Here is a 24,498-nt window from a genome sequence, read left to right on the forward strand (position 1 = left end):
TCCCCCTTAATGCCCGGCCATGATGTTGTCGACCTGTTCCGGCTTGTCGTGAACAGCCAGCTTGTCGACGATGGTGCGGCTGGCTTCATTAAGGCCAATCACTTCCACATCGACGCCCTCGCGGCGGAACTTGATGACCACCTTGTCCAGCGCGGAAACGGCGCTGATATCCCAAAAATGGGCGTGGCTCAGGTCAATCACGACCTTATCAAGCACTTCCTTGAAATCAAAGGCAGCGTTGAATTTTTCGCAGGACGCGAAGAAAACCTGGCCGCTGATACGGTAGGTGCGGGTCTCGCTGGTGCGGTCTTTTTCGCTGCTGATGCTCATGTACTGGCCCACCTTGTTGGCGAAGAACAGGGCCGCCAGCAGTACGCCGACAAACACGCCCAGTGCCAGGTTGTGGGTCATGACGACGACCGCCACCGTGGCGATCATGACGATGTTGGTCGAGAGTGGATGCTTGGGCAGGTCACGGATCGACTCCCAGGAGAAGGTGCCGATGGAGACCATGATCATCACGGCGACCAGTGCGGCCATCGGGATCTGGCGAATCCACTCGTCCAGGAACACCACCAGAATGATCAGGAACAGGCCGGCCACGAAAGTGGACAGGCGGCCACGACCACCGGACTTCACGTTGATCACAGACTGGCCGATCATCGCGCAGCCGGCCATGCCGCCGAGCAGGCCGGCACCGATGTTGGCGATGCCCTGGCCCTTGCACTCCTGGTTGCGGTTGCTGCTGGTGTCGGTCAGTTCATCCACGATGGAGGCGGTCATCATCGATTCCAGCAGACCCACAACGGCCAGACCCAGAGAATAAGGCAGGATGATCAGCAGGGTATCCAGGTTTAGCGGTACGTTCGGCCAGAGGAAGATTGGCAGCGTATCCGGCAGCTCGCCCATGTCACCCACGGTGCGGATATCAAGCCCCATTACCATGGCGACTGCGGTCAGCAGAATGATGCACACCAGCGGAGAGGGCAGGCTTTTGCCGATCACCGGGATGTACGGGAACAGGTAGATGATACCCAGACCAGCGGCGGTCATGGCGTAGACGTGCCAGGTAACGTCAGTCAGTTCCGGCAGCTGGGCCATGAAGATCAGGATTGCCAAGGCGTTGACGAAGCCGGTGACCACCGAACGCGACACGAACCGCATCAGATCACCAAGCCTGAGGAAGCCGGCGATGATCTGGAACACCCCGGTGAGCAGGGTAGCGGCCAGCAGGTACTCCAGACCGTGCTCCTTGACCAGGGTGACCATCAACAACGCCATGGCACCCGTGGCGGCAGAGATCATACCGGGGCGGCCACCGACAAAGGCGATGATTACGGCGATGCAGAAGGAGGCGTACAGGCCGACCTTGGGGTCGACGCCGGCGATGATGGAGAAGGCGATTGCTTCGGGGATCAGGGCCAGGGCGACCACCGTACCGGACAACAGATCGTTGCGGACGTTGGAAAACCACTCCTGTTTCATTCGTTGCAGCATCTACAGTCTCTTGCTTGAGTAGTATGTTGTTCGGAGGCTGCTCGCGCTAGGCGGAGCCGGAAAGAGCTTACGGCTGTTCGATGACAATCAGTACAGGAACAGCAGGTGCTAGCGGCAGAAGCAACCGGGTTCAGGCTTCTGTAGCGATAAAGGCGCAAAATTATACAGAAAAGGCTCTATTCATGCAGCCTGCAACTCAACTGTAACCTTATCAGGATTGCATATGTGGAAAATCGAATATATGATTTTTCATATATATCTTAAAGGGTAACAGTATGACACCCGTGGAGTTGTTCAAGGCACTGGCGGATGAGACGCGGCTGTTCAGTACGTTGCTGATCCAGCGCGAGGGAGAGTTGTGCGTGTGTGAGTTGATGGCCGCACTGGAACAGCCCCAGCCCAAGATTTCCCGGCATCTTGCCCAACTGCGTACGCTTGGATTGCTGGCTGACCGCCGTCAGGGACAATGGGTGTTTTATCGTCTCCATCCGGATCTGCCTGAGTGGGTTGTCGACGTGGTTGCGCAGGCTTCAAGTCATGCCGGAGAGCAGCTGCAAGAGCAACTTTCGCGACTGGTAAAGATGGATGCGCGCCCTTCGGCTGGCGGCAATGCCTGTGAAAAAGCCTGCTGAATATCTGAAAGAGGGACAATGATGGGTATTTTCGAACGTTACCTGACTCTGTGGGTAGGGCTTTGCATTCTGGCAGGTGTGGCTCTGGGTAACCTGGTGCCGGACTTTTTCGGTATTGTTGCCAGCCTGGAATATGCCCACGTGAATCTGGTCGTGGCCCTGTTCATCTGGGTAATGATCTATCCGATGATGGTGCAGATCGATTTCAGTGCGATCAAGGATGTGGGTAAGAAACCCAGGGGGCTGGTGCTGACATTGGTCATCAACTGGTTGATCAAGCCGTTCACCATGGCGGCGCTGGGCTGGCTGTTCTTCAGGGTTCTGTTTGCCGACTGGGTCGATCCTCAGAGTGCCGGCGAGTATATCGCCGGCATGATTCTGCTGGGCGTGGCGCCCTGTACAGCGATGGTGTTTGTCTGGAGTCAGCTGACCAAGGGCGACCCCAACTATACGCTGGTGCAGGTTTCGGTAAACGACATCATCATGGTCTTTGCCTTTGCCCCCATCGCGGCTTTTCTGCTGGGTGTCAGCGATATCCATGTGCCTTGGGAAACGCTGTTGCTGTCGGTGGTGCTCTATGTGGTACTGCCGCTGGTGGCGGGGGCCTGGACACGGCATCGTCTGGAACGCAGGGGGAATGGTGAGCAGTTGGGGCGTTTGCTGCATCAGCTCAAGCCCTGGTCGATTCTGGGTCTGCTGGCGACGGTAGTGCTGTTGTTCGGCTTTCAGGCAGAAACCATCATTGCCCAGCCGCAAACCATTGGCCTGATTGCCATCCCGCTGCTGATTCAAACCTACGGTATTTTTATCATCGCCTATGCAGCGGCCTACTGGTTGCGCCTGCCTCATAAAGTGGCCGCGCCTGCCTGCATGATTGGCACCTCCAACTTTTTTGAGCTGGCGGTTGCAGTGGCTATTTCTCTCTTCGGGCTGCACTCAGGTGCAGCGCTGGCGACGGTGGTTGGTGTGCTGGTGGAGGTGCCCGTGATGTTGTCGCTGGTGGTAATCGCCAATCGCACCCGGCACTGGTTTGGGGAGGTAAGTCATGTTTGAGATCTTTACCCTCCTGGCAGACTGGCTGGTTTACCAGTTGATGGGGCTGTCGCCAGATACAAAGCTGGGTGATGCGCTGCACTTTTTTGTCGAGGATGTAAGCAAAATCTACGTCCTGCTGGTGGTGATGATCTATCTGATTGCACTGGCCCGCGCCTCTTTGAATGTGGAGCGGGTACGTGACTTTCTGGCCGGACGCCATCGCGGGGTGGGGTACCTGCTGGGCTCCGGTTTCGGTGCCATCACACCCTTTTGCTCCTGCTCGAGTATTCCGGTGTTTCTCGGCTTTACCTCGGCGGGCATTCCGGTGGGCATCACCATGGCGTTTCTGCTCACCTCGCCCTTGATCAATGAAGTGGCCGTATTGCTGCTGCTGAGTTTACTGGGATGGAAGTTCACCGTGCTGTACGTACTGGTTGGTATGGCTGTCGGGGTGCTCGGTGGTGTTTTCCTGGATCAGATCCGTGCCGAGCGCTGGCTGCAATCGTTTGCGCGCAAAGCACTGGAACGCGGACAGCAACGGTCGCCGGTGCAGAGCGGTCCGGCGGCCAGACTCTCGTTCGCCGAGCGTCACCAGTTTGCCAAAAGCGAAACCGGTGAGGTCTTCGGTCGGGTGTGGCAGTGGGTCATTATCGGTGTTGGATTGGGCGCCGCACTGCACGGTTTTGTGCCGGATGGCTGGATCGAGTCGCATTTGGGCGATGGTCAGTGGTGGTCCGTACCGGCGGCGGTCGCACTGGGGATTCCGCTCTATTCCAATGCGACCGGGGTGATTCCGGTGATGGAGAGCCTGATCGTCAATGGCCTGCCGATTGGAACCACGCTGGCGTTTTGCATGAGTACCGTGGCGGCCAGCTTTCCCGAGTTTATCCTGCTCAAGCAGGTGATGCAGTGGCGCCTGTTGGCGATTCTGTTTGCGGTGTTGCTGGCGGCTTTCACGCTGGTAGGGTGGGTTTTCAATGTGCTGACGCCGTTTATTTGAGCGCCGGCGGCAGACTCTGACGAGGTTGGGTTATGAAACAGATCAAAGTGTTGGGCAGCGGTTGCAGCAAGTGCATCAAAACGGCCGAGATCATCAGCAAAGTAGCAGCTGAAGTTGGTGCTGAAGTGAATGTCATGAAAGAAACGGATCCGGAAGCGATCATGAATTACGGTGTGATGAGTACCCCTGCCGTCGTTATCGACGAGCAGGTTGTGCACAGCGGCAGCATTCCGACTCAGGATGCGATTCGCGGCTGGCTGTCCTGACAAAACCTTTTCGACTCCAATTCCAACTACGAGTAGATGTCATGGCCCAAATTAAAGTAGGCATTAACGGTTTCGGGCGCATGGGGCGTCTGACCATGCGAGCGATTTACGATCAGCCCGAGATTGAAATTGTGCAGATCAATGATCCGGCTGGCGATGCTGCCACGCTGGCGCACCTGATGAACTTCGATTCGGTGCACGGTCGCTGGAGTCATGAGGCCGCTGCCGAAGACGGCATGATGACCGTTGGTGGTCAGCGCATCGCGGTTACGGCCAATAAGGCGATCAACGATACCGACTGGTCCTGCTGCGATCTGGTGATCGAAGCCTCCGGCAAGATGAAGACCAAGGCGCTGCTGCAGGCCTATCTGGATCAGGGCGTGAAGCGGGTGGTGGTGACCGCGCCTGTGAAGGAAGAGGGCGTGCTCAATATAGTCATGGGCGTGAACGATGATCTGTACGATCCGGAGCAGTATCCGATCGTGACGGCCGCTTCCTGTACCACCAACTGTCTGGCTCCAGTGGTGAAGGTGATTCACGAGCAGCTGGGCATCAAGCATGGCTCCATGACCACCATTCACGATATCACCAATACCCAGACCATTCTGGATGCGCCACACAAGGATCTGCGCCGCGCTCGCGCCTGCGGCATGAGTCTGATCCCCACCACCACCGGCTCTGCCACGGCGATCACCCACATTTTTCCGGAGCTGAAGGGCAAGCTGAACGGTCATGCGATCCGCGTGCCGCTGGCCAATGCCTCGATCACCGACTGTGTATTCGAAGTTGAGCGCGAAACTTCGGTAGACGAGGTTAATGCGCTGCTGAAGCAGGCGGCCGAGGGTGAGCTGCAGGGCGTTCTGGGTTACGAAGAGCGTCCGCTGGTCTCCATCGATTACCGTACTGATCCACGCTCCAGCGTGGTGGATGCCCTGTCTACCATGGTGGTGAACGGTACCCAGGTGAAGTTGTACCTCTGGTACGACAATGAGTGGGGCTATGCCAACCGCACGGCGGAGCTGGCGCTGAAGGTTGGGCGACTGGATCAGGCCTGAGTTGATAGTGGGTCGGTCTGTCACTGATTAAGGTGGCCGCCGGCCAAAGACAGGCCTTCCGGTGACACACAATTGGCATCCATGCGGCTCGACGGCGCCGTCCCTGGCGCCGACGGTCACCGGCAGACCTGCCTTCGGCCTCTGATAGTTGGGTGCCAGATTTCCTGTGGAGAGAGTGTTTTCTCTTGGATGTGGCACCAACGCTTGCCGAGGACGATGGGTGGCCGATAGCCGACCGTTGGACGCCATGGATGGCGTCCATCGAGCGAACAGGGATGTGACAGCGCGTCGGGTAGCGGCTACCCAGCGGCCGACATGCCTGCGGTTTGAACACCTGTACCATGCACTGAAGAGAGACAAAAATGCTGAGCCAGCTTTCTCCTGCCATCCGCCAGTATCTGGTGGTGACCGGCAACTACTGGGCTTTTACCCTGACCGACGGTGCACTGCGTATGCTGGTGGTACTGCATTTCCATGGGTTGGGCTACTCGCCGCTGGAGATAGCATTGCTGTTCCTGTTCTATGAGATCTTCGGTGTGGTGACCAACCTGGTCGGTGGCTGGCTAGGTGCTCATCTGGGGCTGAATCGCACTATGAACATCGGTCTGGGCTTACAGGTAGTGGCGCTGGCGATGTTGCTGGTGCCGCCGGCCTGGCTCACCGTGCCCTGGGTGATGGCCGTGCAAGCACTGTCGGGGATCGCCAAGGACCTGAACAAAATGAGCGCCAAAAGCTCGATCAAGCTACTGGTGCCTGAAAATGCTCAGGGGACGCTCTACAAATGGGTGGCGATCCTGACCGGCTCCAAGAATGCGCTCAAGGGTGCGGGGTTCTTCCTCGGAGGGGCCCTGTTGATGTGGCTTGGCTTTGCCGGTGCAGTGGCTGCGATGGCGGGTGCGTTGGCACTGGTCTGGCTGTTCAGTCTGGTGCTGCTGAAAAAGGATCTGGGCAAGGCGAAAAACAAGCCGAAATTCCGAGATGTCTTCTCCAAGAGCCGGGCGATCAATATCCTCTCCGCCGCTCGCATGTTTCTGTTCGGTGCCCGTGATGTCTGGTTTGTGGTGGCTTTGCCGGTGTTCCTGTCGCAGACGCTGGGTTGGAATCACACGCAGACAGGCGGCTTCCTGGCGCTCTGGGTGATCGGCTATGGCCTGGTGCAGGCGCTGGCGCCTCGTATTACCGGCAAGGCTGCCGGGCGAGTGCCGGATGGCCGTGCCGCAACGGGGTGGGCGGCGATGCTGGCCGTGCTGCCGGTGCTGATTGCTCTGGGGCTGGTGTCAGGACAGGACCCGGCCCTGGTTTTGATTGGCGGGTTGCTGGTATTTGGCGCGGTGTTTGCGATCAACTCTTCGCTGCACAGCTACCTGATTGTCAGCTATGCCGGCAGTGACGGTGTCTCTCTCGATGTGGGCTTCTATTATATGGCCAACGCCATGGGGCGGCTGATCGGTACTTTACTGTCGGGCTGGGTGTTCCAACTGGCGGGGCAGGGAGCATCAGGGCTGCAGGCCTGCCTGTGGCTCAGTGCGGCCATGTTGGCGATGACAGTGGTGATCTCGCTGGGACTGCCATCAATCGCCAGAGATCAAGGCTCACAAATGCCATCTGGCTAGGTCGTATATTTCATATTAGTATAAATTTGTTAATATTTATTCTTTTATGGAATCAAAATAACCCTGTATCTTAGGGCGTTTTCAACGGATACGGGTTAACGCTGTGGAGTGGCAAGGCTGGTTCGCACTGGGTTTGATGTTGGCTGCGCTGGCAGTTCTGGTTCTGACAAGGACTGGGCCGCATATCGTCATGATGGCGGTGCTGGCGTTGTTGAGCATCAGTGGTGTGCTGACTCCCGGTGAGGCGTTGGCAGGTTTTGCCAACTCCGGTCTGATCACCGTAGCCTGCATGTTCGTGGTAGCGGCCGGTATCCATTCCTCCGGTGGGGTGGATCTGTTGGTGCACAAGGTACTGGGCCGGCCTCAGGGTGTGCGTGGTGCCATGGGCCGTATTTTCGCGCCGGTGGTTCTGCTCAGTGGCTTTCTGAACAACACGCCGGTTGTTGCGACCATGATCCCGGCGATCCATGCCTGGTCACGCAAAATCAATATTCCGGCCTCCAAGCTGATGATCCCGCTCAGCTACAGCGCCATCCTCGGCGGTACCCTGACCCTGATCGGTACCAGTACCAACTTGGTGGTCAACGGGCAGTATCAGCAGTTGACCGGCGAAGCCGGTCTGTCGCTGTTCTCGATTACCGCGGTGGCTCTGCCGGTGGTACTGGTCGGTGTGGTGTTTATCTGGCTGGTGTTTCCGCGCCTGCTGCCGGATCGCAGTGACAAGCGGGCCTTTGCCAATCTGCGTGAGTTTACCCTCGAAGTAGCCGTTGCCTCCGATGGACCGCTGGTCGGTCAGAGTGTGGAGCAGGCAGGGCTGCGTAGCCTGGACCGCGTCTATCTGGTTGAGATTGAACGCAAGGGCAATATCGTGACCGCCGTGTCCTCGGAGGAGAAACTGCAGGGCGGGGATCGCCTGGTGTTTGCCGGCGATACCGAGGCAATTTCCGATCTGCTGCGGATCAATGGTGTCGTGCCATCGCCGGAGAATGGTCACTCCGATACGCTGAATCAGGATCGGGCCGAGCGCTGCCTGGTCGAGGCGGTGGTGTCGACCCACTGCGATGCGGTGGGACATGCGATCCGTGATGCCCGCTTCCGCGACCGCTATGGTGCTGTTGTACTGGCCGTGGCTCGCAGTGGTGAGCGGGTGCAGGGCAACCTGGGCAATATCCGTCTGGAAGCGGGTGATACCCTGCTGCTGGAGGCGCGTCCGGCCTTCGTCAGTCGTCAGCGCTACAACAAGGACTTCCTGCTGATCAACGACCTGGACAAGACCCAGCCCCGCCATGAACGCGCCTGGCTGGCCTGGGGGATTCTGGCCGCCATCGTGCTGGCAGCCGGCACCGGCCTGACCAGCATGCTGAATGCGGCGCTGGTGGGTGCGGGTCTGATGGTGATGACCGGTTGCTGTAGCGTGGTTCAGGCCGAGAAGAGCCTGGATTTGACCGTTATTCTGACCATCGCGGCCTCATTCGCGCTGGGCGCGGCTCTGCAAAAAACCGGCGTCGCTACGCTGCTTGCGGACGGTATTGTCGATCTCAGTGGCGGCACGCCCTGGCTATTGCTGATTCTGACCTATCTGGCGGTTTCTGTGCTGACCGAGATGATCACCAATAATGCGGCGGCGGTGCTGATGCTGCCGATCGTGCTGGAAGTGACCGAGAAGGCACAGCTGAGCCATGAACCCTTTATCTTCGCGATCATGATTGCGGCTTCGGCGAGCTTTGCTACGCCATTGGGATATCAGACCAACCTGATGGTGTATGGTCCGGGGGGGTACAGGTTCACTGACTTCCTTAAAGTTGGCGTTCCGATGAACCTGCTGGTGGCGGTCGTGACGATCACCACGCTGTTGATCGGCTGGCCGCTGGTTGCATGATGGCGGGGCCTTTGGCCCCGCCGAGTGGATCAGGTGAACAGGATGACCGACAGCAGGCCCACGCTACCCAGCACCAGAGTGTAGGGCAGAGCCATGATCACCATGCGGCCGTAGGACAGGCGCACCAGCGGAGCAATGGCTGAGGTCAGCAGGAACAGGAAGGCTGCCTGACCGTTGGGCGTTGCTACGCTGGGCAGGTTGGTACCGGTGTTGATCGCCACGGCCAGCTGGTCGAAGTGTGCACGGGTGATTTCGCCGGCATCCAGCGCCTGTTTTACCTCACTGATATACACCGTTGCCACGAAGACATTATCCGAAATCATCGACAGCACGCCATTGGCGATGAAGAACATCCCCGGCTGCTGTTCCGGCGGCAGAGCCAGTACCCAGTTGATAATCGGCGTGAACAGATGCTGTTCATGGATGACGGCCACGATGGCGAAGAATACAACCAGCAGAGCGGTGAAGGGCAGGGCCTCTTCAAATGCCTTGCCGATCTGGTGCTCGTCAGTGACGCCGTTGAAGGAGGTAATCAGGATGATCACCAGCAGGCCAATCAGGCCAACTTCGGCAACATGGAAGGCCAGACCCAGCACGAGAACCACCGCCGCGATCGCCTGAATAATCAGAGCGGCCTTCTGGGCCGGGGTGCGCTTGGCGCGCTCAGCCTCAGCAAATTCATTCAGCACGCGCAGCACCGGGCGTGGCAGTTTGACGCCATAGCCGAACAGTTGCAGTTTCTCCAGCGCCACACAGGTGAACAGGCCGGCCGCCAGTACCGGCATGGAGACTGGTGCCATCAGCATGAAAAACTCGCCAAAGTTCCAGCCGGCGACCTTGGCGATCAACAGGTTCTGCGGTTCACCCACCAGAGTACAGACGCCGCCCAGTGCTGTACCGACTGCGCTGTGCATCAGCAGGCTGCGCAGAAATGCACGGAAGCCTTCCAGGTCTTCACGGTGCAGGTCCACGACCTCGCTGTCAGACACATGGTTGTGGTCCTTGTGCTGATGCCCCTTGCCGGATGCTACCTTGTGGTACACGGAGTAGAAGCCGACCGCAACGCTGATGATCACGGCGGTTACGGTCAGGGCATCAAGGAAAGCTGACAGTAGCGCAGCCGTCATGCTGAACAGCAGGGCCAGCAGATACTTGGAACGGACATGCAGCAGGATATTGGTGAAGGTGACCAGCAGCAGGCTTTTCATGAAATAGATGCCGGCGACCATAAACATCAGCAACAGGATAACCGGCAGGTTGGCTTCTACCTCATGGTACAGCGATTCCGGGCTGGTCATTCCCAGTAGCAGGGCCTCAATGGCCAGCAGGCCGCCTGGCAGCAGGGGGTAGCACTTGAGTGCCATTGCCAGGGTGAAAATGAACTCACCGATCAGCAGCCAGCCGGTGGCCTGGGGACCGATGGTCCAGACTGCGATGGGGTTAATAATCAGAAAGAGGACAATGATCTGCTTGTACCAGGCAGGGGCGTTGCCCAGGAAGTTGTGCCCGAAAGCACCGAGTTGATTTATTGGCATTATGGTTTCTCGGTTTGGCTGCCGCAGCAACCGGGTTAGACAAAACCGGTTCCCATGGTTGCTGCGACCGCGCAGGGAGCAACCACCGGAAAGCATGTTCCGGTTACAGGCAGAGGGAGGTGCGAGCCGGGAGTCGGGAGCTTGCCCGAATCCGAGAAGCAAGGTGGAGAGGTGAAACAGGCTCGACCGGAGAGCGCATGCGCCGATCAACCTGAAGCCCGTAACGGATTGGCCAGCACTTTACCACAGGGTTGGATCACCCTTCCATAAAATAATGCTGCACCTGCGTACTATGTCTGGGGGTCTTTGGGCCTGGGGTCGCAGGTAGGTAACGGGGTATGGGCGCTGGACTGGTCGGTGCTGGAGTCGACCCCGGCACCAAACTGCTCCATAATCGTTACACACTGACATGGTTGCAGGGATGGATAATGACATTTCAAATTGAATACTGGCACTGGGTTGTTTTCGGCATGTTGCTGATCATGGCTGAGCTGGTGGTACCAAGCTTTACCATTTTCTGGTTTGGTTTGGGTGGCTTGCTGATGGCGGTACTGGTTTGGCTGGTACCCGACCTGAGTCTCAGCATTCAGCTGGTGGCCTGGGCGATCGGCTCCAGTCTGTTTGCGCTGGCCTGGTTCAAGCTGCTGCGCCCCTTGATGGTGGATAGAACCAAGGCGGGAATTGCGCGTGAGGCGGTGCTGGGCGAAACCGGGCAGGTGATTCAGGCGCCCCAGCCACCCCGTCGTGGGCAGGTACGCTTTGCGACCCCGGTACTGGGTGATGATGAATGGGAGTTCATCTGCGATGACTCCGTCGTTGTCGGTGATCGCGTCATGATCACCGAGATTTCGGGTAATACTTTGATTGTCAAAAAACGGGGCTAGGCTGTTGCCATTCCCACTTCAGTGAAAGGAGAAAGCGATGTTTACGATCGATGGACTGATGATGGCAGGGGTCTTCCTCGTGCTGGTCATTGTGACTCTGTTTCTGGGGGTCAGAACCGTACCTCAGGGCAGCAAGCATGTGGTACAGCGGCTGGGGAAATATCACAAGACGTTGGGCCCGGGCCTGAACGTGATCATTCCCTACATCGATTCCGTTGCCTATAAGGTGACGACCAAGGATATCGTGCTGGACATCCCGTCTCAGGAAGTGATTACCCTGGATAACGCCGTGATCATCGCCAATGCGGTGGCCTATATCAACATCGTATCGCCGGAGAAGGCGGTATACGGTGTGGAGGATTACAGTTTTGCCATTCAGAATCTGGTACAGACTTCCCTGCGTTCCATTGTGGGGGAAATGAACCTGGACCAGGCGCTGTCCAACCGTGATCAGATCAAGGCCAAGCTCAAGGGGGCTATCTCCGACGATATCTCTGACTGGGGTATCACGCTGAAGACCGTTGAGATTCAGGATATCAACCCGTCGCAGACCATGCAGATGGCGATGGAAGAGCAGGCTGCGGCTGAACGTCAGCGTCGTGCCACCGTGACCCGTGCCGATGGTGAAAAGGCGGCTGCCATTCTTGAGGCGGAAGGGCGCCTGGAAGCGTCTCGTCGTGATGCCGAAGCCAAAGTTGTACTGGCTCAGGCGAGCCAGGAGGCGATCGAGAAGGTAACCTCAGCAATCCAGGGTAACGAACTGCCGGTGATGTACCTGCTGGGTGAGAAATACGTTGAGTCGATCAAAGAGATGTCGCAGGGCGAGAATGCCAAGATCGTGCTGCTGCCCGGCGATATCCCCGCTGCCGTCCGTGGCATCATGGGCGGGCTTAGTGGCAAGTAACCAGCCTTTAGATGGCGTAACGCCCGGCTTCTGCTGGTCTGTACTCCAGGTATAGCCGGGTGATTTCGCCAGCCGGGAGTGGGCGGCTGAACAGGTAGCCTTGATAGAGGTCGCAGCCGAACTCGGCCAACTTGTTGAGCTGGTCAGCCTGCTCTACTCCCTCTGCCGTGACCGTCAGGTTCAGGTTGTTGGCCATGGAAATGATGGTGCGGCAGATCACCGCATCATCCTGGTCGATGCAGAGGTCACGCACGAACGACTGGTCTATTTTCAGAGTGTCCAGCGGGAAGCGCTTTAGATAACTCAAACTGGAGTAGCCGGTGCCGAAATCGTCGATGCTGAGGTGAACGCCCAGCTTGTCCAGGCGGTTAAGCAGTTCGACGCTTTGATCCACGTGCCGCATCAAAATGCTTTCGGTCAGCTCCAGCTCCAGCTGATGTGGCTGAAGGTCGTGACGTTGCAGACAATCCTTCAATAGATCATAAAACCCGGGATCATCCAGCTGTGCCGCAGAGAGGTTGACCGCTACCCTCAGATCCATTCCTGCCTGTTGCCATGTCTTGAGCTGAACGCAGGCACTCTCCAGTACCCAGCTGCCTATCTCGTTGATCAAGCCGCACTCCTCGGCCAGTGGGATGAAGCAGGCTGGCGACACCATGCCCTTGCCAGGACGGTGCCAGCGGATCAGGGCTTCTACACCAACGATACGCGCCTCGCTGACCGATACCTGGGGCTGGTAGTGCAGCTCAAATTCCTGGTTGCGCAGCGCCTGATAAAGCGCGTTCCTGAGCTCGATTCGTTCTACGGCTTCCCGGTCCAGATGATGATTGTAAAAGTGATAGCGGTTGCCGCCGTTCGCCTTGGCGCGGTACATGGCGGTGTTGGCATGTTTGATAAGGGTCTGGATATCATTGCCGTCATGCGGGTAGATGGCTACCCCGAAACTGGCTGAAATACTGAATGCATGTACGCCAACATGCACCGAAGGTTGAAGTGCGCTCTGCATGCGGTGAATCAGCTGTTCGATACGCTCATAGGGTTCGACGTTGTTGAGCAGGACGACGAACTCGTCTCCACCAATACGGGCGAGGGTGTTTTCGTGACCGGTTGCCTGACGCAGCCTTTCAGCCAGGCTGCGCAGCAGCATGTCACCTTCATGGTGGCCCAGTGAGTCGTTAATGTGCTTGAACCGGTCGAGATCGATGAACAGTACAGCCAGTTTGCGTCCGGTGGCCGAGGCCTTGGTCAGCTGGTCGCCCAGTCGCTGATCGAACAGTGACCGGTTGGGCAATCCGGTAAGGCTGTCATGCTGGGCCAGGTGTCGAATGCGCTCCTCGGCAATACGGCGTTCTTCAATCTCACGGTGCAGATTATTGACCACGCTTTCCAGTTCACGGGTGCGTTCAGTCACGTGCTGTTCGAGTGCATCGTGCGCCCGCAGGAGTGCGCTTTCATGGGCCTTTCGTTCAGAGATATCCATGATGATCCAGATGCTGCCCTCATCCAGATTGTCCGGGTTGATCGCTTTGCTGCGCAGATCGCACCAGAGGCGGCTGCCATCCTTGCACATCAACTCAATTTCAGTGTTGAACGCATCGCCACGCTTTAGCACCTCACGATGCCTCTGGCCGGCTGCTTCCCAGCTCGCTGTGGTCGGGTAGAACGCGCGGGTACTGAGGTCCTTGAGCTCATGCAGCTCATAGCCGAACAGGTCGGCCATGCGCTGGTTACAACGGCTGATCCTGCGCTGGCGCATGAAGGCGATACCGACCATGGCATGATCCAGAATCAACTGCTGCTGATGATGCAGCGCGTGGAATGCCTCATTAGCCTGGCGTTGCTGGTCGATATCTTCAATGATCCAGATGGAGCCCAGGGAAGGGGTGTCGGTGCTGATCAGGTTGCCGGTGATGCGGCACCAGAAAGGTGTGCCATCACGGCGTATCATCTGCAGTTCAGTAGTGTAGCGTTCACCACGCACCATGCTGGGGTAGGCGCTAACGCCCAGTCGGCGAAAGCTGACCGAGTCTGGATACAGCTGCTCGCTGCTGCTGCCGATCAGTTGGTCAGGGCTGTCGAAGCCATAGATATGGGCAAATTGTCGGTTGCAGCGCTGGATCAGTCGGTCACGAATGAAGCAGATGCCGACACCGGCATTCTCCAGAATAACCTGCTGTTCTTTGAACAGTTGTAGTTCGCCGCGAGTGGGCAGAGTCAGTCCATGAGTCATGCGATCATTTGTTTTTATTATTGAGCCGGTTTAACTGCTGGAGCAGAGGTCGTTCAACCGAACTGTATGTGTGTAATGAGACAAGCCTAACATGACTTGCCCGGGAGATGCATAGAACTAAAGATGTTGTCGTCTGGTAGCAGGAGGGGAGGAGCAGAATGTGGCAGATACAAAAAAGCCCCGCCGATATGGCAGGGCTCTTCTGTGTAATTCGATGGTGGTGGGAGGTGGATTCGAACCACCGAAGCTCGCGCGTCAGATTTACAGTCTGATCCCTTTGGCCACTCGGGAACCCCACCAGAGGATGCGCATGATAGACATCGAGGCGGGGGTTGTAAAGGGAAAGGAGCCGAAAATTATCGGTTTTTTTCTATGCTAAATTTTCGCGAAGCGTCGCATAAGCATGAAAAAAAGTCTTTATTTCTCGGGGATGGTAAAAGCGGCTTCAAGCCCTCATAATGCGCGGCTTCCAGCGCATCGGGGATGTCGGATTACACCCGATAGCGCTATAAATCAAGATTGAAATCCTCGTGTCAGTATCTATATTTAGTGCCCTGTAAGCGGTGCTGTACTATATCTTGTGTTCCTGTCCAAAATATGACCTATCCTTGGTGTTGCCTTTTCAGGCGTTTCGCCAATGTGCTGTCTATGGGTTTTGAACCGGTATGAACCGCTGTAGGCGAGCCTGAGTGGCAAGGGTTTCAAGTTTCATCAACGACTACAGGAAGAGCGTGCACAATGCAGCAAGATCTGATGGTTACCAAACGCGATGGTCGGCGTGAACAGATCGATCTGGAAAAAATCCATCGTGTAATTATCTGGGCCGCCGAAGGACTGGAGAATGTATCGGTATCACAGGTTGAACTCAGTGCGCATCTGCAATTCTACGATGGCATCAAGACGTCCGATATCCACGAAACGCTGATCAAGTCCGCAGCCGACCTGATCTCTGAGGACGCACCTGATTATCAGTACCTGGCAGCACGCCTGGCGGTGTTCCATCTGCGCAAGCGCGCGTTTAACGACTTCGAGCCGCCGCACCTCTATGATCACGTGGAGCGCATGGTCGAGGACAAGCGCTACGACCAGCACCTGATGACCGATTACAGCCGCGAAGAGTTCGATGAGCTGAACGCATACCTGGATCACAGCCGTGACATGAACTTCAGCTATGCCGCGGTGAAGCAGCTGGAAGGCAAGTACCTGGTACAGAACCGTGTCACCGGCGACATCTTCGAAAGCCCGCAGCAGTTGTACATGCTGGTGGCGGCTTGTCTGTTCGCCAACTACCCGCGCGACACTCGCCTGGATTACGTCAAGCGCTTCTATGACGCAACGTCACTGTTCAAGCTGTCCCTGCCGACGCCGATCATGGCGGGTGTGCGCACGCCGACGCGCCAGTTCAGCTCCTGTGTGCTGATCGAAACCGGCGATAGCCTGGATTCCATCAACGCGACAGCGTCTGCCATCGTCAAGTATGTGTCCCAGCGTGCCGGTATCGGTATCAATGCCGGTGGTATCCGTGCAATTGGCAGCCCGATCCGTAACGGTGAGGCTTTCCATACCGGTTGTATCCCGTTCTACAAGCACTTCCAGACTGCGGTTAAATCCTGCTCTCAGGGTGGCGTTCGTGGTGGTGCTGCCACACTGTTCTACCCGCTCTGGCACCTTGAAGTGGAATCTTTGCTGGTACTGAAGAACAACCGCGGTGTTGAAGAGAACCGTGTGCGTCACATCGACTATGGCGTACAGATCAACAAGCTGATGTATCAGCGACTGATCAAGGGCGGCAACATCACCCTGTTCAGCCCGCACGAAGTGCCGGGACTGTATGATGCTTTCTTTGCTGATCAGGATGAGTTCGAGCGTCTGTACGAGAAATACGAACAGGATGAGTCTATCCGCAAGAAGACCATCAAGGCGGTCGAACTGTTCGGCCTGATGATGTCCGAGCGCGCGTCCACCGGCCGTATCTACGTGCAGAACGTGGACCACTGCAATACCCACAGTCCGTTCGACCCGACCGTGGCGCCGGTGAAGCAGTCCAACCTCTGTCTGGAGATTGCTCTGCCGACCAAGCCGCTGAACGACGTCAACGATCCGGACGGTGAGATTGCGCTTTGCACCCTGTCTGCGTTCAACCTGGGTGCGCTGGAAAACCTGGATGAGCTGGAAGAACTGTCAGACCTGATCGTGCGTGCGCTGGACAGCCTGCTGGATTATCAGGACTACCCGATCCCGGCGGCGCGCAATGCGACCATGTCGCGTCGTACTCTGGGTGTTGGCGTGACAAACTTCGCCTACTACCTGGCCAAGAACGGAGTGCGTTACTCCGATGGCAGTGCCAATGGCCTGGTGCACCGCACCTTCGAGGCGATCCAGTACTACCTTCTCAAGGCGTCCAATCAGCTGGCCAAGGAGCTGGGTGCCTGCCCGAAATTCAACGAGACCACCTACGCCAAGGGTCTGCTGCCGATCGACACCTACAAGCGTGATATCGACAGCTACTGTGAAGAACCGCTGCACTACTTCTGGGAAACCCTGCGCGAGGATATTCGCGAGTTCGGTCTGCGCAACAGTACCCTGACCGCGCTGATGCCCTGTGAAACCTCCTCGCAGATCACCAACTCCACCAACGGCATCGAGCCGCCGCGTGGTTTTGTCTCCGTGAAGGCGAGCAAGGATGGCATCATGAAACAGGTGGTGCCGGACTTCCTGGAGCTGAAAGGTCAGTACGAGCTGTTGTGGAATATCCCCAACAACACCGGTTACCTGCAGCTGGTCGGTATCATGCAGAAGTTCGTCGATCAGTCGATCTCGGCCAACACCAACTATGACCCGGCCAAATTCCCGGGTGACAAGGTGCCGATGAAGCAGCTGCTTCAGGACCTGTTGACCGCGTACAAGAACGGCGTCAAGACGCTGTACTACCACAACACCCGCGATGGTGCCGGTGCGTCCGACAAGGGTGACGACGGCTGTGAAGGCGGTGCCTGCAAGCTCTGATCAGAGCGTTTTGTCTTCTTTCTAAGGCTTCTCCCCGGCGCCCGCCGGGGATGGCCGGTATGTTTTGTTCAGGAAAAAGGGACTCATGTCATACTCCACTTTCAGCCCGAGTAACCACGATGCAACCCGCGAGCCGATGTTCTTCGGCCGTTCAGTGAACGTGGCCCGTTATGACAAGCAGAAGTATCCGATCTTCGAAAAGCTGATCGAGAAGCAGCTGTCGTTCTTCTGGCGTCCGGAAGAGGTCGATCTGACCAACGACCGCAAGGACTTCATGGATATGCCGGAACACGAAAAGCATATCTTCCTGAGCAACCTGAAGTATCAGACGCTGCTGGACTCGGTGCAGGGGCGCTCACCCAACGTCGCCTTTTTGCCGGTGGTCTCCCTGCCGGAACTGGAGACCTGGTTCGAGACCTGGGCGTTCAGTGAGACTATTCACAGCCGCTCCTACACGCATATCATCCGCAACATCGTCACCGAGCCTTCGGAAGTGTTCGATCACATCGTCACCAACCCGGAGATCATTAAGCGTGCCGAGGCGGTAACCCGCCTGTATGACGAGTTCATTCAGCTGGTCAACATCTACGGTGTTCACGGCGCTGGCGTACATATGATTGATGGCGAGCGCTACGATGCGACGCTGTACAACCTGAAAAAGCGCCTCTACCTGACCCTGGTGTCGGTGAACGTGCTGGAAGCGATCCGCTTCTATGTCAGCTTTGCCTGCTCCTTTGCCTTTGCCGAGCGCGCATTGATGGAAGGTAACGCCAAAATCATCAAGCTGATCGCGCGTGACGAGGCGCTGCACCTGACTGGTACTCAGCACATGCTGAACCTGATGGCTGCCGGTGCTGACGATCCGGACTTCAAGCAGATTGCAGCCGAATGTGAAGAGCAGGTCTACGCCATCTTCCGTGAGGCGGCCGAGCAGGAAAAGGACTGGGCGGAGTATTTGTTCAGCGAGGGCTCCATGATCGGTCTGAATGCCCGCATTCTGGGCGACTATGTCGAGTACATCACCAATGTACGCATGAAGGCACTGGGCCTGACCGAAATCTTCCCGCAGCGCCAGAACCCGCTGCCGTGGATGAATGGCTGGCTGGTCAGTGACAATGTCCAGGTGGCCCCTCAGGAGGCGGAGATCAGTTCTTACCTGGTCGGTCAGATCGACAACGAAGTCGACACCGACGATTTTGACGGATTTGATCTGTAATCGAGGTGACCATGTCTGGTATCCCGCGTATCAAGGTCAACAATTATCATACCTTCTATTACCAGTATGAATTCTCGCTGCTGGATGCGCTGGAGGCGCAGAACATCCCGGCGCCCTACAGTTGCCGAGGAGGCTACTGCGGCTGCTGTAAGGTGAAGTTGATAGAAGGGCAGGTGGACTATATTCAGGAGAGTCTGGTAGATCTCAAGGAAGATGAGATTCTGACCTGCTGCTGCCGTCCGCAGAGCCATATTGAGATCGAGCTTCCTGACGATTGAATAAGGTCATGGAATCGCAATAAAACGTGGAAAAGCGCCTTGACAGGGCGCTTTTTTTTTGGATTGTACACATGTGCCGGCAGCGTTGCTCCAGACCGGTGTATAACCCGGATTGTAAACATTTAGAAACAGTGTTGACATCTGTAAGTTGCTGTTTTTTAAATGTTTAATCAAAAATTGTCTATTTTATTACCAATTCGCTGAAGGCCTTGAAATACGCTGTCTGGAGCCATTATCTCAACATGTATCCACTGTTTTATCCACAGAATCTGTGAGTAACCGAAGCCTGTTTAAAGCTCGGTTTTATCCTTGAATTCACACAGGTCTTCGATGATGCAGGCGCCGCAGCGAGGCTTGCGAGCCGTGCAAACATAGCGGCCGTGAAGAATCAGCCAGTGATGTGCATCGACAAGAAAAGGCTTGGGTACGAAACGCAGCAGCTTCTTCTCGACCTCCAGTACGGTCTTGCCGGGGGCGATGCGAGTGCGGTTGGCGACGCGGAAGATGTGGGTGTCGACGGCCATGGCGGGCTGACCAAAGGCGGTATTAAGCACCACATTGGCGGTTTTGCGACCGACACCGGGAAGCTTCTCCAGCGCTTCGCGCGTCTGCGGGACTTCGCTGTTGTGTTGTTCAACCAGGATGCGACAGGTTTTGATGACGTTTTCGGCCTTGGTGTTGAACAGGCCGATGGTCTTGATGTATTCCTTCACGCCGTCGACACCCAGTTCCAGCATCGCTTCCGGAGTGTTGGCTACCGGATAGAGCTTGCGTGTGGCCTTGTTGACGCTGACGTCCGTGGCCTGGGCTGACAGCAGAACGGCAATCAGCAACTCGAAGGGGGAGTCGTACTCCAGTTCGGTTTCAGGGTTGGGGTTCTGCTCCTGAAGGCGGCTGAAAATCTGGTATCGCTTGTCGGCGTTCATGGTTCCCGCTTGCGGTGGGTTGGTGAAGCCGTAATTATTCCAGATCCTCAGCCAGGGTGGTACGGTTGCGCCCCGTTGTTTTGGAGTGGTAGAGCGCCGTGTCCGTGTCGCGTATCCAGTCCTCGTGCGACTGATGACTGTTGTTGACCTGAGCGATGCCGAGGCTGATGGTGAAGCGGATCTGGTGAGGCCCGTGGCGGATGGTGAGGGCTTCAACGGCGTTGCGGACCCGTTCAGCGAACACCATGGCATTATCCTCATTGGTGTTGACCAGCAGGACGCCGAACTCCTCGCCGCCATAGCGCCCGGCGGTGTCAGTATTGCGGGCGTGACTCTTCAGCAGGTTGGACAGGATGCGTATGACTTCATCACCGGCCTGGTGACCATAGGTATCATTGATCTTCTTGAAATGGTCCACATCCAGCATGACGAGGCTGGAAGGCGTCTGGGTGCGGCGAAAGCGCTCGTATTCCTGATGCAGGCACTCCTCCCAGTGGCCACGGTTGGCCAGTCCACTCAGCTTGTCGGTGCGGCTCAGCAGGGCCAGTTCCTCATTGGCCGTGCGCAGAGCCTGCTGGCTGATAGCCACCGGGGTCATGTCGTAGACCATGATGCCGACATGCTCAATCTGGCCGTTGGGTGATGACAGCGGAATCAGGGTCACATTCTGGTACATGAATTCGGCGACACCGGTAATCGGATGGTGAGGCTTGAACCTGAACAGGTAAGGCCGCTCTTCCCAGGTGATAAAGGCGCGGTTGCGCAACAGGAAGACACTGTTGAGCTTGCGTTTGAACCAGTCATTCGGGAAGTTGCTGAACAGCTCCGGCAGCTGCTTGCCGCAGGCGCACGGATCACTGATGCCTGAGTGGTTGGACATGAAGCTGTTCCAGACCACAACCCTGTGATCGGCGTCCAGTACCACCAGGCCCACATCCAGATTCTGCAGCAGCCCCAGCTGCCAGTGAAATTCGTTGGTGGTCAATACGTGCTCAGGCGGGTTGATCATGACAGGTGGCTCGCCAGTTCATTCAGTTTGGGGAGGGAGTCTTCGGTAAACAGCAGCAGCAGGTCACAGCTGAGTGCCAGCCCCTCGATGCGGTAGCTGATGTCGATGCTCAGGATCCGGTCGGGCTGGCCGGTCCGGGTCAAATTGCCCCGGCGTGGTAGTGCGTCGAGCATCTTCGGTGAGCTTTGACTGAAGTTCAGATCGAGCTGTTGCCCGAGGCCGTTGAGGAAGGCGCCGATCAGCACTGCGGCAATCTCCATGGTCAGTTCGCGTTCGACCTGAGCGTTGATTTCACCATGATGGTTAAGCAGTTGCGCCAGCTGATCGGGCTGGGCACCGTTCAAAATCAGCAGAGCCTCACCGGAGATACCGGGCGCGATAAAGCCCTGGCAGACAGTGGTAAAGGACGATTGGCTGATCGATTGCTGCATCGCCATTTCCAGCTCGCCGGCCTCGACAAGCTTGACGCTGGGAATCGGCAGTTCGATGAAGGTGTTCATCAGCTCGGCCAACAGGCCGGCAGCCTGGCCCATGGCGACGTTGGCGAGTTCCTGGTAGTGGCCGCTTAGCGCCAGTGCCTGCTCAATCGGTGAATTACTGGTGGTTCCGGTCAGGATGGGCTCAGAGGCGGAAGCGGAGGCGGGGGTGGCTGCTGTCACCTCTTCCAGCAGGCCGAAGGCATGCAGTGAGCGGCTCAGGTGCTCGATATTGATCGGCTTCTGGATGAAATCCAGCGCGCCGAGATTGCGCACGCGCGCGTGGGCTTCAGGCTGGATGTCACCGGAGACGACAATGGTGAGCACCGGCAGATCCTGGCTGCGAATTCTTTCCAGAACCTCATAGCCGTCCATCATCGGCATGTTCAGATCAAGGAACAGCAGCTCGCCCTTGCCGGCCCGGATCGCTTCAAGCGCCTCCAGGCCATGATTGGCGTGAGTGATGGCGAGATTCCACGGTGCCAGCGCACGTTCCATATGCTTGCGTGCCAGTCGTGAATCATCACAGATAATGACTGGAAGAGGGTTGCCCACCTTGGCTCCTGATACTCATGAATGTATTAACATTCGAGAGTAGTCAAAACCTCCGAGTGTTACAACAACCCTAAAGTCTAGTTATCCGGTAACCCGCACTCGCTTGCTGCCGGTCAATTGTGTCGGTTTTTGCGCCATCTGACGGCGTTTTTCGATGCGGGCATCGATTACGTTTTTCAGCGCGATCATCAGGCCCAGGCCAACAAAGGCGCCGGGCGGCAGGATGGCGAAGAGGAAGCCGGGGTAGTCGGCAAACAGGGTCAGCTCCCAGCTGCGTGCCGCTTCGCCGAACAGCAGGTGCATGTTGCTGAACAGCAGGCCGGTGCCCAGAACTTCACGCAGGCCGCCCAGCAGGACCAGTACGATGGTGAAGCCCACGCCCATCATCAGACCGTCGAGCACCGATGCACGCACCGGATTCTTCACTGCAAAGGCGTCGGCGCGACCCATGATGGCGCAGTTGGTTACGATCAGGGGAATGAAGATGCCGAGAATCAGGTAGAGCTCATACGTCAACGCCTGCATCACCAGTTCGATGGCGGTCACGAAGGAGGCGATGATCATGACGAAGATCGGCAGACGTACGGTTTCGGGTACCAGTTTGCGAAACAGGGATACGGTCAGGTTGGAGCTGACCAGTACCAGTGTACTGGCGAGGCCCAGTCCAAGTGCGTTGACCACGGATGCGGTGACCGCCAGCAACGGGCAGAGGCCCAGCAGCTGAACCAGTGCCGGGTTGTTGTGCCAGAGGCCATCCAGCGTGATCTTGCGATAATCGACGCTCATTCTGTTACTCCTGCAGCCCGGGGCTGCGCCTTGTCCGTGACCGGTGTCAGCAGACGCTCACGGTGGGCACGGAAAAACTCTATCGCGCGGGCGGTGGCGCCCACGATGGCGCGTGGGGTAATGGTCGCGCCGGTAAACTGGTCAAAGCGGCCGCCATCCTTCTTCACGGCCCAACTGTCATCGCCGCCCATCGCCATCTGTTCACCGTTGAAAGACAGGATCCAGTCGGACTTGCTCAGTTCGACCTTATCGCCCAGTCCCGGGGTTTCCTTGTGGCTGAGCACGCGTACGCCTGCCAGTGTGCTGTCGGCATTGACGCCCACCAGCAATTCGATGTTACCGCTGTAGCCCTCGGGTGCAATCACCGGCATCAGCACGGTCACGACCTGGTTGTCCTTGATCGCCTGGTAGAGCTCGATCGGTGTCTCGCTGCCCAGTTCGGGAGCCTGCATCTGCAGCTTGTGGTTAACCAGCTCGGGATCCACCGATTTGGGGACGATTTCGAACAGCGCCCGGGCCTGGAACTCCGCCTTGTTGTGGCTGATCTGCTCCTTGGTGGCCTGCTGGGTGAGTGCGATTACCGCCGAGGTGACGATGGCAAACAGGCCGATCGCCAGGGCGTTGGTGCGGATGGAGTTGATGATTTCGTTCATGCCTTGCCTCCACGTCCCTTGTTGCTCTGGCTATGGCCATAGCTGCGTGGCTGGGAGTAGAGGTCGATGAACGGGGCGGCCAGGTTCATCAGTAGTACGGCAAAGGCGACGCCATCCGGGTAATTACCCCAGGTGCGGATGATGAAGATCAGTACACCAATGCTGGCACCGAAAATGATGCGGCCACGGTTGCTGGTCGCACTGGATACCGGGTCGGTGATGATGAAGAACGCCGCCAGCATGGTGGCGCCGGTGCTCAGGTGGAAGAAGGGATCGGCATAGTTGTCCGGGTCAAAACCGTAGAACAGGGTGGCAGAGATCGCCAGTGCCAGCAGCATGGAGATGGGGGCGTGCCAGGTAATGATCTTGCGGTAGAGCAGGAAGATGCCACCCATGAACCAGGCCGCGCTGACAGCATGCCAGGCACCGATGCCCTGCGACAATACCAGCGACTGACGCCAGGTTTCTTCGGTGGTCAGGCCGCTGCGGTGGCGCAGCTCATCCAGCGGTGTGGCGCCGGTGAAACTGTCGTACCAGACATGCTCGACCGATCCGAAAATCGCTCCCAGGGTGTCCATGAAAGAGGCCACCGGCCAGCCTTCACCATTAAGCACGAAAGGCGCCGTCCAGCGGGTCATTTCCACCGGGAAGGAGATCAGCAGCAGGGCATAGGCGACCATTGCCGGGTTGAACGGGTTCTGGCCCAGTCCACCATAGAGGTGCTTGGCGATGACGATCGCCACGAACACGCCGACAGCGGTGACCCACCAGGGCGCAAAAGGCGGAATGGCGACGGCGAGCAGCAGGGCGGTCACCAGCGCACTGCCGTCATTCAGATAGAACATGATCGGGCGGCGACGCAGTTTCAGAATGGCGGCTTCGAAGGCCAGGGCCAGTGCACCGGCCCAGACGATCTGGATCAGCGTGCCCCAGCCGAAGAAGAAGGTCAGGGCAAGGATGCCGGGCAGGGTCGCCAGCAGCACCAGCCGCATCACATTGGCGGTGGTGTTGGTCTTGTAGACATGAGGTGAACTCATCCGGATCAGAGACATGTCGATTCGAT

The 24,498-nt window shown here is 57.3% G+C and carries 21 protein-coding genes and 1 tRNA gene; 12 read left to right on the plus strand and 10 right to left on the minus strand.

From position 1 onward, the window contains the following. Nucleotides 1-6: 6 nt before the first annotated feature. Complete coding sequence (locus tag ABD013_RS01165; RefSeq protein WP_343801014.1) at nucleotides 7-1,497, minus strand: SulP family inorganic anion transporter; 1,491 nt, start codon at nucleotides 1,495-1,497, stop codon at nucleotides 7-9. Nucleotides 1,498-1,772: 275 nt separating this feature from the next. Between ABD013_RS01165 and ABD013_RS01170 the strand changes: the two genes are divergently transcribed. The 7 genes from ABD013_RS01170 (at nucleotide 1,773) to ABD013_RS01200 (ending at nucleotide 8,977) form a co-directional block, all read left to right on the plus strand. Further along, on the plus strand, nucleotides 1,773-2,129 hold the full coding sequence (locus tag ABD013_RS01170) for a metalloregulator ArsR/SmtB family transcription factor (RefSeq protein WP_343801017.1): 357 nt from the start codon (nucleotides 1,773-1,775) through the stop codon (nucleotides 2,127-2,129). Nucleotides 2,130-2,150: 21 nt separating this feature from the next. After that, on the plus strand, nucleotides 2,151-3,182 hold the full coding sequence (gene arsB, locus ABD013_RS01175) for an ACR3 family arsenite efflux transporter (RefSeq protein WP_343803935.1): 1,032 nt from the start codon (nucleotides 2,151-2,153) through the stop codon (nucleotides 3,180-3,182). After that, on the plus strand, nucleotides 3,175-4,164 hold the full coding sequence (locus tag ABD013_RS01180; protein ID WP_343801020.1) for a permease: 990 nt from the start codon (nucleotides 3,175-3,177) through the stop codon (nucleotides 4,162-4,164). Before arsB ends, ABD013_RS01180 begins: the two co-directional genes overlap by 8 nt. A gap of 32 nt (nucleotides 4,165-4,196) precedes the next feature. Then, nucleotides 4,197-4,430, plus strand: coding sequence for a thioredoxin family protein (locus ABD013_RS01185; protein WP_343801023.1), 234 nt, complete (start codon nucleotides 4,197-4,199; stop codon nucleotides 4,428-4,430). Between the two features lie 41 nt (nucleotides 4,431-4,471). Next, nucleotides 4,472-5,485, plus strand: coding sequence for an ArsJ-associated glyceraldehyde-3-phosphate dehydrogenase (locus tag ABD013_RS01190; RefSeq protein WP_343801026.1), 1,014 nt, complete (start codon nucleotides 4,472-4,474; stop codon nucleotides 5,483-5,485). A gap of 362 nt (nucleotides 5,486-5,847) precedes the next feature. Beyond that, nucleotides 5,848-7,098 (plus strand): organoarsenical effux MFS transporter ArsJ, encoded by a 1,251-nt coding sequence (arsJ, locus tag ABD013_RS01195; RefSeq protein ID WP_343801029.1) that lies wholly within the window; start codon nucleotides 5,848-5,850, stop codon nucleotides 7,096-7,098. A gap of 103 nt (nucleotides 7,099-7,201) precedes the next feature. After that, nucleotides 7,202-8,977: an SLC13 family permease gene (locus ABD013_RS01200; protein ID WP_343801032.1), complete on the plus strand. Its 1,776-nt coding sequence runs from the start codon at nucleotides 7,202-7,204 to the stop codon at nucleotides 8,975-8,977. Between the two features lie 29 nt (nucleotides 8,978-9,006). Here ABD013_RS01200 and nhaB read toward each other — a convergent pair whose 3' ends face one another. Then, nucleotides 9,007-10,512, minus strand: coding sequence for a sodium/proton antiporter NhaB (nhaB, locus tag ABD013_RS01205; protein WP_343801035.1), 1,506 nt, complete (start codon nucleotides 10,510-10,512; stop codon nucleotides 9,007-9,009). 428 nt (nucleotides 10,513-10,940) lie between these two features. Between nhaB and ABD013_RS01210 the strand changes: the two genes are divergently transcribed. Then, nucleotides 10,941-11,396: an NfeD family protein gene (locus ABD013_RS01210; RefSeq protein ID WP_343801038.1), complete on the plus strand. Its 456-nt coding sequence runs from the start codon at nucleotides 10,941-10,943 to the stop codon at nucleotides 11,394-11,396. Between the two features lie 37 nt (nucleotides 11,397-11,433). Then, nucleotides 11,434-12,300, plus strand: coding sequence for an SPFH domain-containing protein (locus ABD013_RS01215; protein WP_343801041.1), 867 nt, complete (start codon nucleotides 11,434-11,436; stop codon nucleotides 12,298-12,300). A 7-nt stretch (nucleotides 12,301-12,307) separates the two neighbouring features. Here the strand turns inward: ABD013_RS01215 and ABD013_RS01220 are convergent, their stop codons facing one another. Next, the gene (locus ABD013_RS01220; RefSeq protein WP_343801044.1) at nucleotides 12,308-14,530 is read right to left on the minus strand and encodes a sensor domain-containing protein; all 2,223 of its coding nucleotides are present in this window, start codon (nucleotides 14,528-14,530) and stop codon (nucleotides 12,308-12,310) included. A gap of 215 nt (nucleotides 14,531-14,745) precedes the next feature. Then, a tRNA-Tyr gene (locus tag ABD013_RS01225) sits at nucleotides 14,746-14,829 on the minus strand. 439 nt (nucleotides 14,830-15,268) lie between these two features. On the opposite strand from ABD013_RS01225, the gene nrdA reads away from it, so the two are divergent. The 3 genes from nrdA to yfaE all read left to right on the plus strand — a co-directional run bounded on the left by nrdA (nucleotide 15,269) and on the right by yfaE (nucleotide 19,030). Continuing rightward, nucleotides 15,269-17,536: a class 1a ribonucleoside-diphosphate reductase subunit alpha gene (nrdA, locus tag ABD013_RS01230; RefSeq protein WP_343801047.1), complete on the plus strand. Its 2,268-nt coding sequence runs from the start codon at nucleotides 15,269-15,271 to the stop codon at nucleotides 17,534-17,536. 85 nt (nucleotides 17,537-17,621) lie between these two features. Further along, entirely contained in the window at nucleotides 17,622-18,752 is a 1,131-nt protein-coding gene (gene nrdB, locus ABD013_RS01235) for a class Ia ribonucleoside-diphosphate reductase subunit beta (protein WP_343801050.1), read from the plus strand. Between the two features lie 11 nt (nucleotides 18,753-18,763). Then, the gene (gene yfaE / locus ABD013_RS01240) at nucleotides 18,764-19,030 is read left to right on the plus strand and encodes a class I ribonucleotide reductase maintenance protein YfaE (protein ID WP_343801053.1); all 267 of its coding nucleotides are present in this window, start codon (nucleotides 18,764-18,766) and stop codon (nucleotides 19,028-19,030) included. Nucleotides 19,031-19,320: 290 nt separating this feature from the next. On the opposite strand, the gene nth is transcribed toward yfaE, so the two are convergent. From nth to rsxD, 6 genes are all read right to left on the minus strand, one after another. Then, nucleotides 19,321-19,956, minus strand: a complete 636-nt coding sequence (gene nth / locus ABD013_RS01245) for an endonuclease III (RefSeq protein WP_343801055.1) — start codon at nucleotides 19,954-19,956, stop codon at nucleotides 19,321-19,323. Nucleotides 19,957-19,990: 34 nt separating this feature from the next. Then, on the minus strand, nucleotides 19,991-20,965 hold the full coding sequence (locus tag ABD013_RS01250) for a sensor domain-containing diguanylate cyclase (protein ID WP_343801057.1): 975 nt from the start codon (nucleotides 20,963-20,965) through the stop codon (nucleotides 19,991-19,993). Next, entirely contained in the window at nucleotides 20,962-21,996 is a 1,035-nt protein-coding gene (locus ABD013_RS01255) for a response regulator (protein WP_343801060.1), read from the minus strand. Before ABD013_RS01255 ends, ABD013_RS01250 begins: the two co-directional genes overlap by 4 nt. Nucleotides 21,997-22,077: 81 nt before the next feature. Then, entirely contained in the window at nucleotides 22,078-22,782 is a 705-nt protein-coding gene (locus ABD013_RS01260; RefSeq protein WP_343801063.1) for an electron transport complex subunit E, read from the minus strand. After that, the gene (rsxG, locus tag ABD013_RS01265; RefSeq protein ID WP_343801066.1) at nucleotides 22,779-23,435 is read right to left on the minus strand and encodes an electron transport complex subunit RsxG; all 657 of its coding nucleotides are present in this window, start codon (nucleotides 23,433-23,435) and stop codon (nucleotides 22,779-22,781) included. The genes ABD013_RS01260 and rsxG overlap by 4 nt, the downstream gene beginning before the upstream one ends. Next, on the minus strand, nucleotides 23,432-24,487 hold the full coding sequence (gene rsxD / locus ABD013_RS01270) for an electron transport complex subunit RsxD (protein WP_343801069.1): 1,056 nt from the start codon (nucleotides 24,485-24,487) through the stop codon (nucleotides 23,432-23,434). The genes rsxG and rsxD overlap by 4 nt, the downstream gene beginning before the upstream one ends. Nucleotides 24,488-24,498 lie beyond the last annotated feature (11 nt).

It is taken from the genome of Marinobacterium maritimum (assembly GCF_039523155.1).
Lineage (GTDB): Bacteria > Pseudomonadota > Gammaproteobacteria > Pseudomonadales > Balneatricaceae > Marinobacterium > Marinobacterium maritimum.

Bases quoted from the DNA above. Each gene is read 5' to 3' on its own strand.
- ABD013_RS01165 (WP_343801014.1), bottom strand. From the start codon at position 1,497: ATGCTGCAACGAATGAAACAGGAGTGGTTTTCCAACGTCCGCAACGAT.
- ABD013_RS01170 (WP_343801017.1), top strand. From the start codon at position 1,773: ATGACACCCGTGGAGTTGTTCAAGGCACTGGCGGATGAGACGCGGCTG.
- arsB (WP_343803935.1), top strand. From the start codon at position 2,151: ATGGGTATTTTCGAACGTTACCTGACTCTGTGGGTAGGGCTTTGCATT.
- ABD013_RS01180 (WP_343801020.1), top strand. From the start codon at position 3,175: ATGTTTGAGATCTTTACCCTCCTGGCAGACTGGCTGGTTTACCAGTTG.
- ABD013_RS01185 (WP_343801023.1), top strand. From the start codon at position 4,197: ATGAAACAGATCAAAGTGTTGGGCAGCGGTTGCAGCAAGTGCATCAAA.
- ABD013_RS01190 (WP_343801026.1), top strand. From the start codon at position 4,472: ATGGCCCAAATTAAAGTAGGCATTAACGGTTTCGGGCGCATGGGGCGT.
- arsJ (WP_343801029.1), top strand. From the start codon at position 5,848: ATGCTGAGCCAGCTTTCTCCTGCCATCCGCCAGTATCTGGTGGTGACC.
- nhaB (WP_343801035.1), bottom strand. From the start codon at position 10,512: ATGCCAATAAATCAACTCGGTGCTTTCGGGCACAACTTCCTGGGCAAC.
- ABD013_RS01210 (WP_343801038.1), top strand. From the start codon at position 10,941: ATGACATTTCAAATTGAATACTGGCACTGGGTTGTTTTCGGCATGTTG.
- ABD013_RS01215 (WP_343801041.1), top strand. From the start codon at position 11,434: ATGTTTACGATCGATGGACTGATGATGGCAGGGGTCTTCCTCGTGCTG.
- ABD013_RS01220 (WP_343801044.1), bottom strand. From the start codon at position 14,530: ATGACTCATGGACTGACTCTGCCCACTCGCGGCGAACTACAACTGTTC.
- nrdA (WP_343801047.1), top strand. From the start codon at position 15,269: ATGCAGCAAGATCTGATGGTTACCAAACGCGATGGTCGGCGTGAACAG.
- nrdB (WP_343801050.1), top strand. From the start codon at position 17,622: ATGTCATACTCCACTTTCAGCCCGAGTAACCACGATGCAACCCGCGAG.
- yfaE (WP_343801053.1), top strand. From the start codon at position 18,764: ATGTCTGGTATCCCGCGTATCAAGGTCAACAATTATCATACCTTCTAT.
- nth (WP_343801055.1), bottom strand. From the start codon at position 19,956: ATGAACGCCGACAAGCGATACCAGATTTTCAGCCGCCTTCAGGAGCAG.
- ABD013_RS01250 (WP_343801057.1), bottom strand. From the start codon at position 20,965: ATGATCAACCCGCCTGAGCACGTATTGACCACCAACGAATTTCACTGG.
- ABD013_RS01260 (WP_343801063.1), bottom strand. From the start codon at position 22,782: ATGAGCGTCGATTATCGCAAGATCACGCTGGATGGCCTCTGGCACAAC.
- rsxG (WP_343801066.1), bottom strand. From the start codon at position 23,435: ATGAACGAAATCATCAACTCCATCCGCACCAACGCCCTGGCGATCGGC.
- rsxD (WP_343801069.1), bottom strand. From the start codon at position 24,487: ATGTCTCTGATCCGGATGAGTTCACCTCATGTCTACAAGACCAACACC.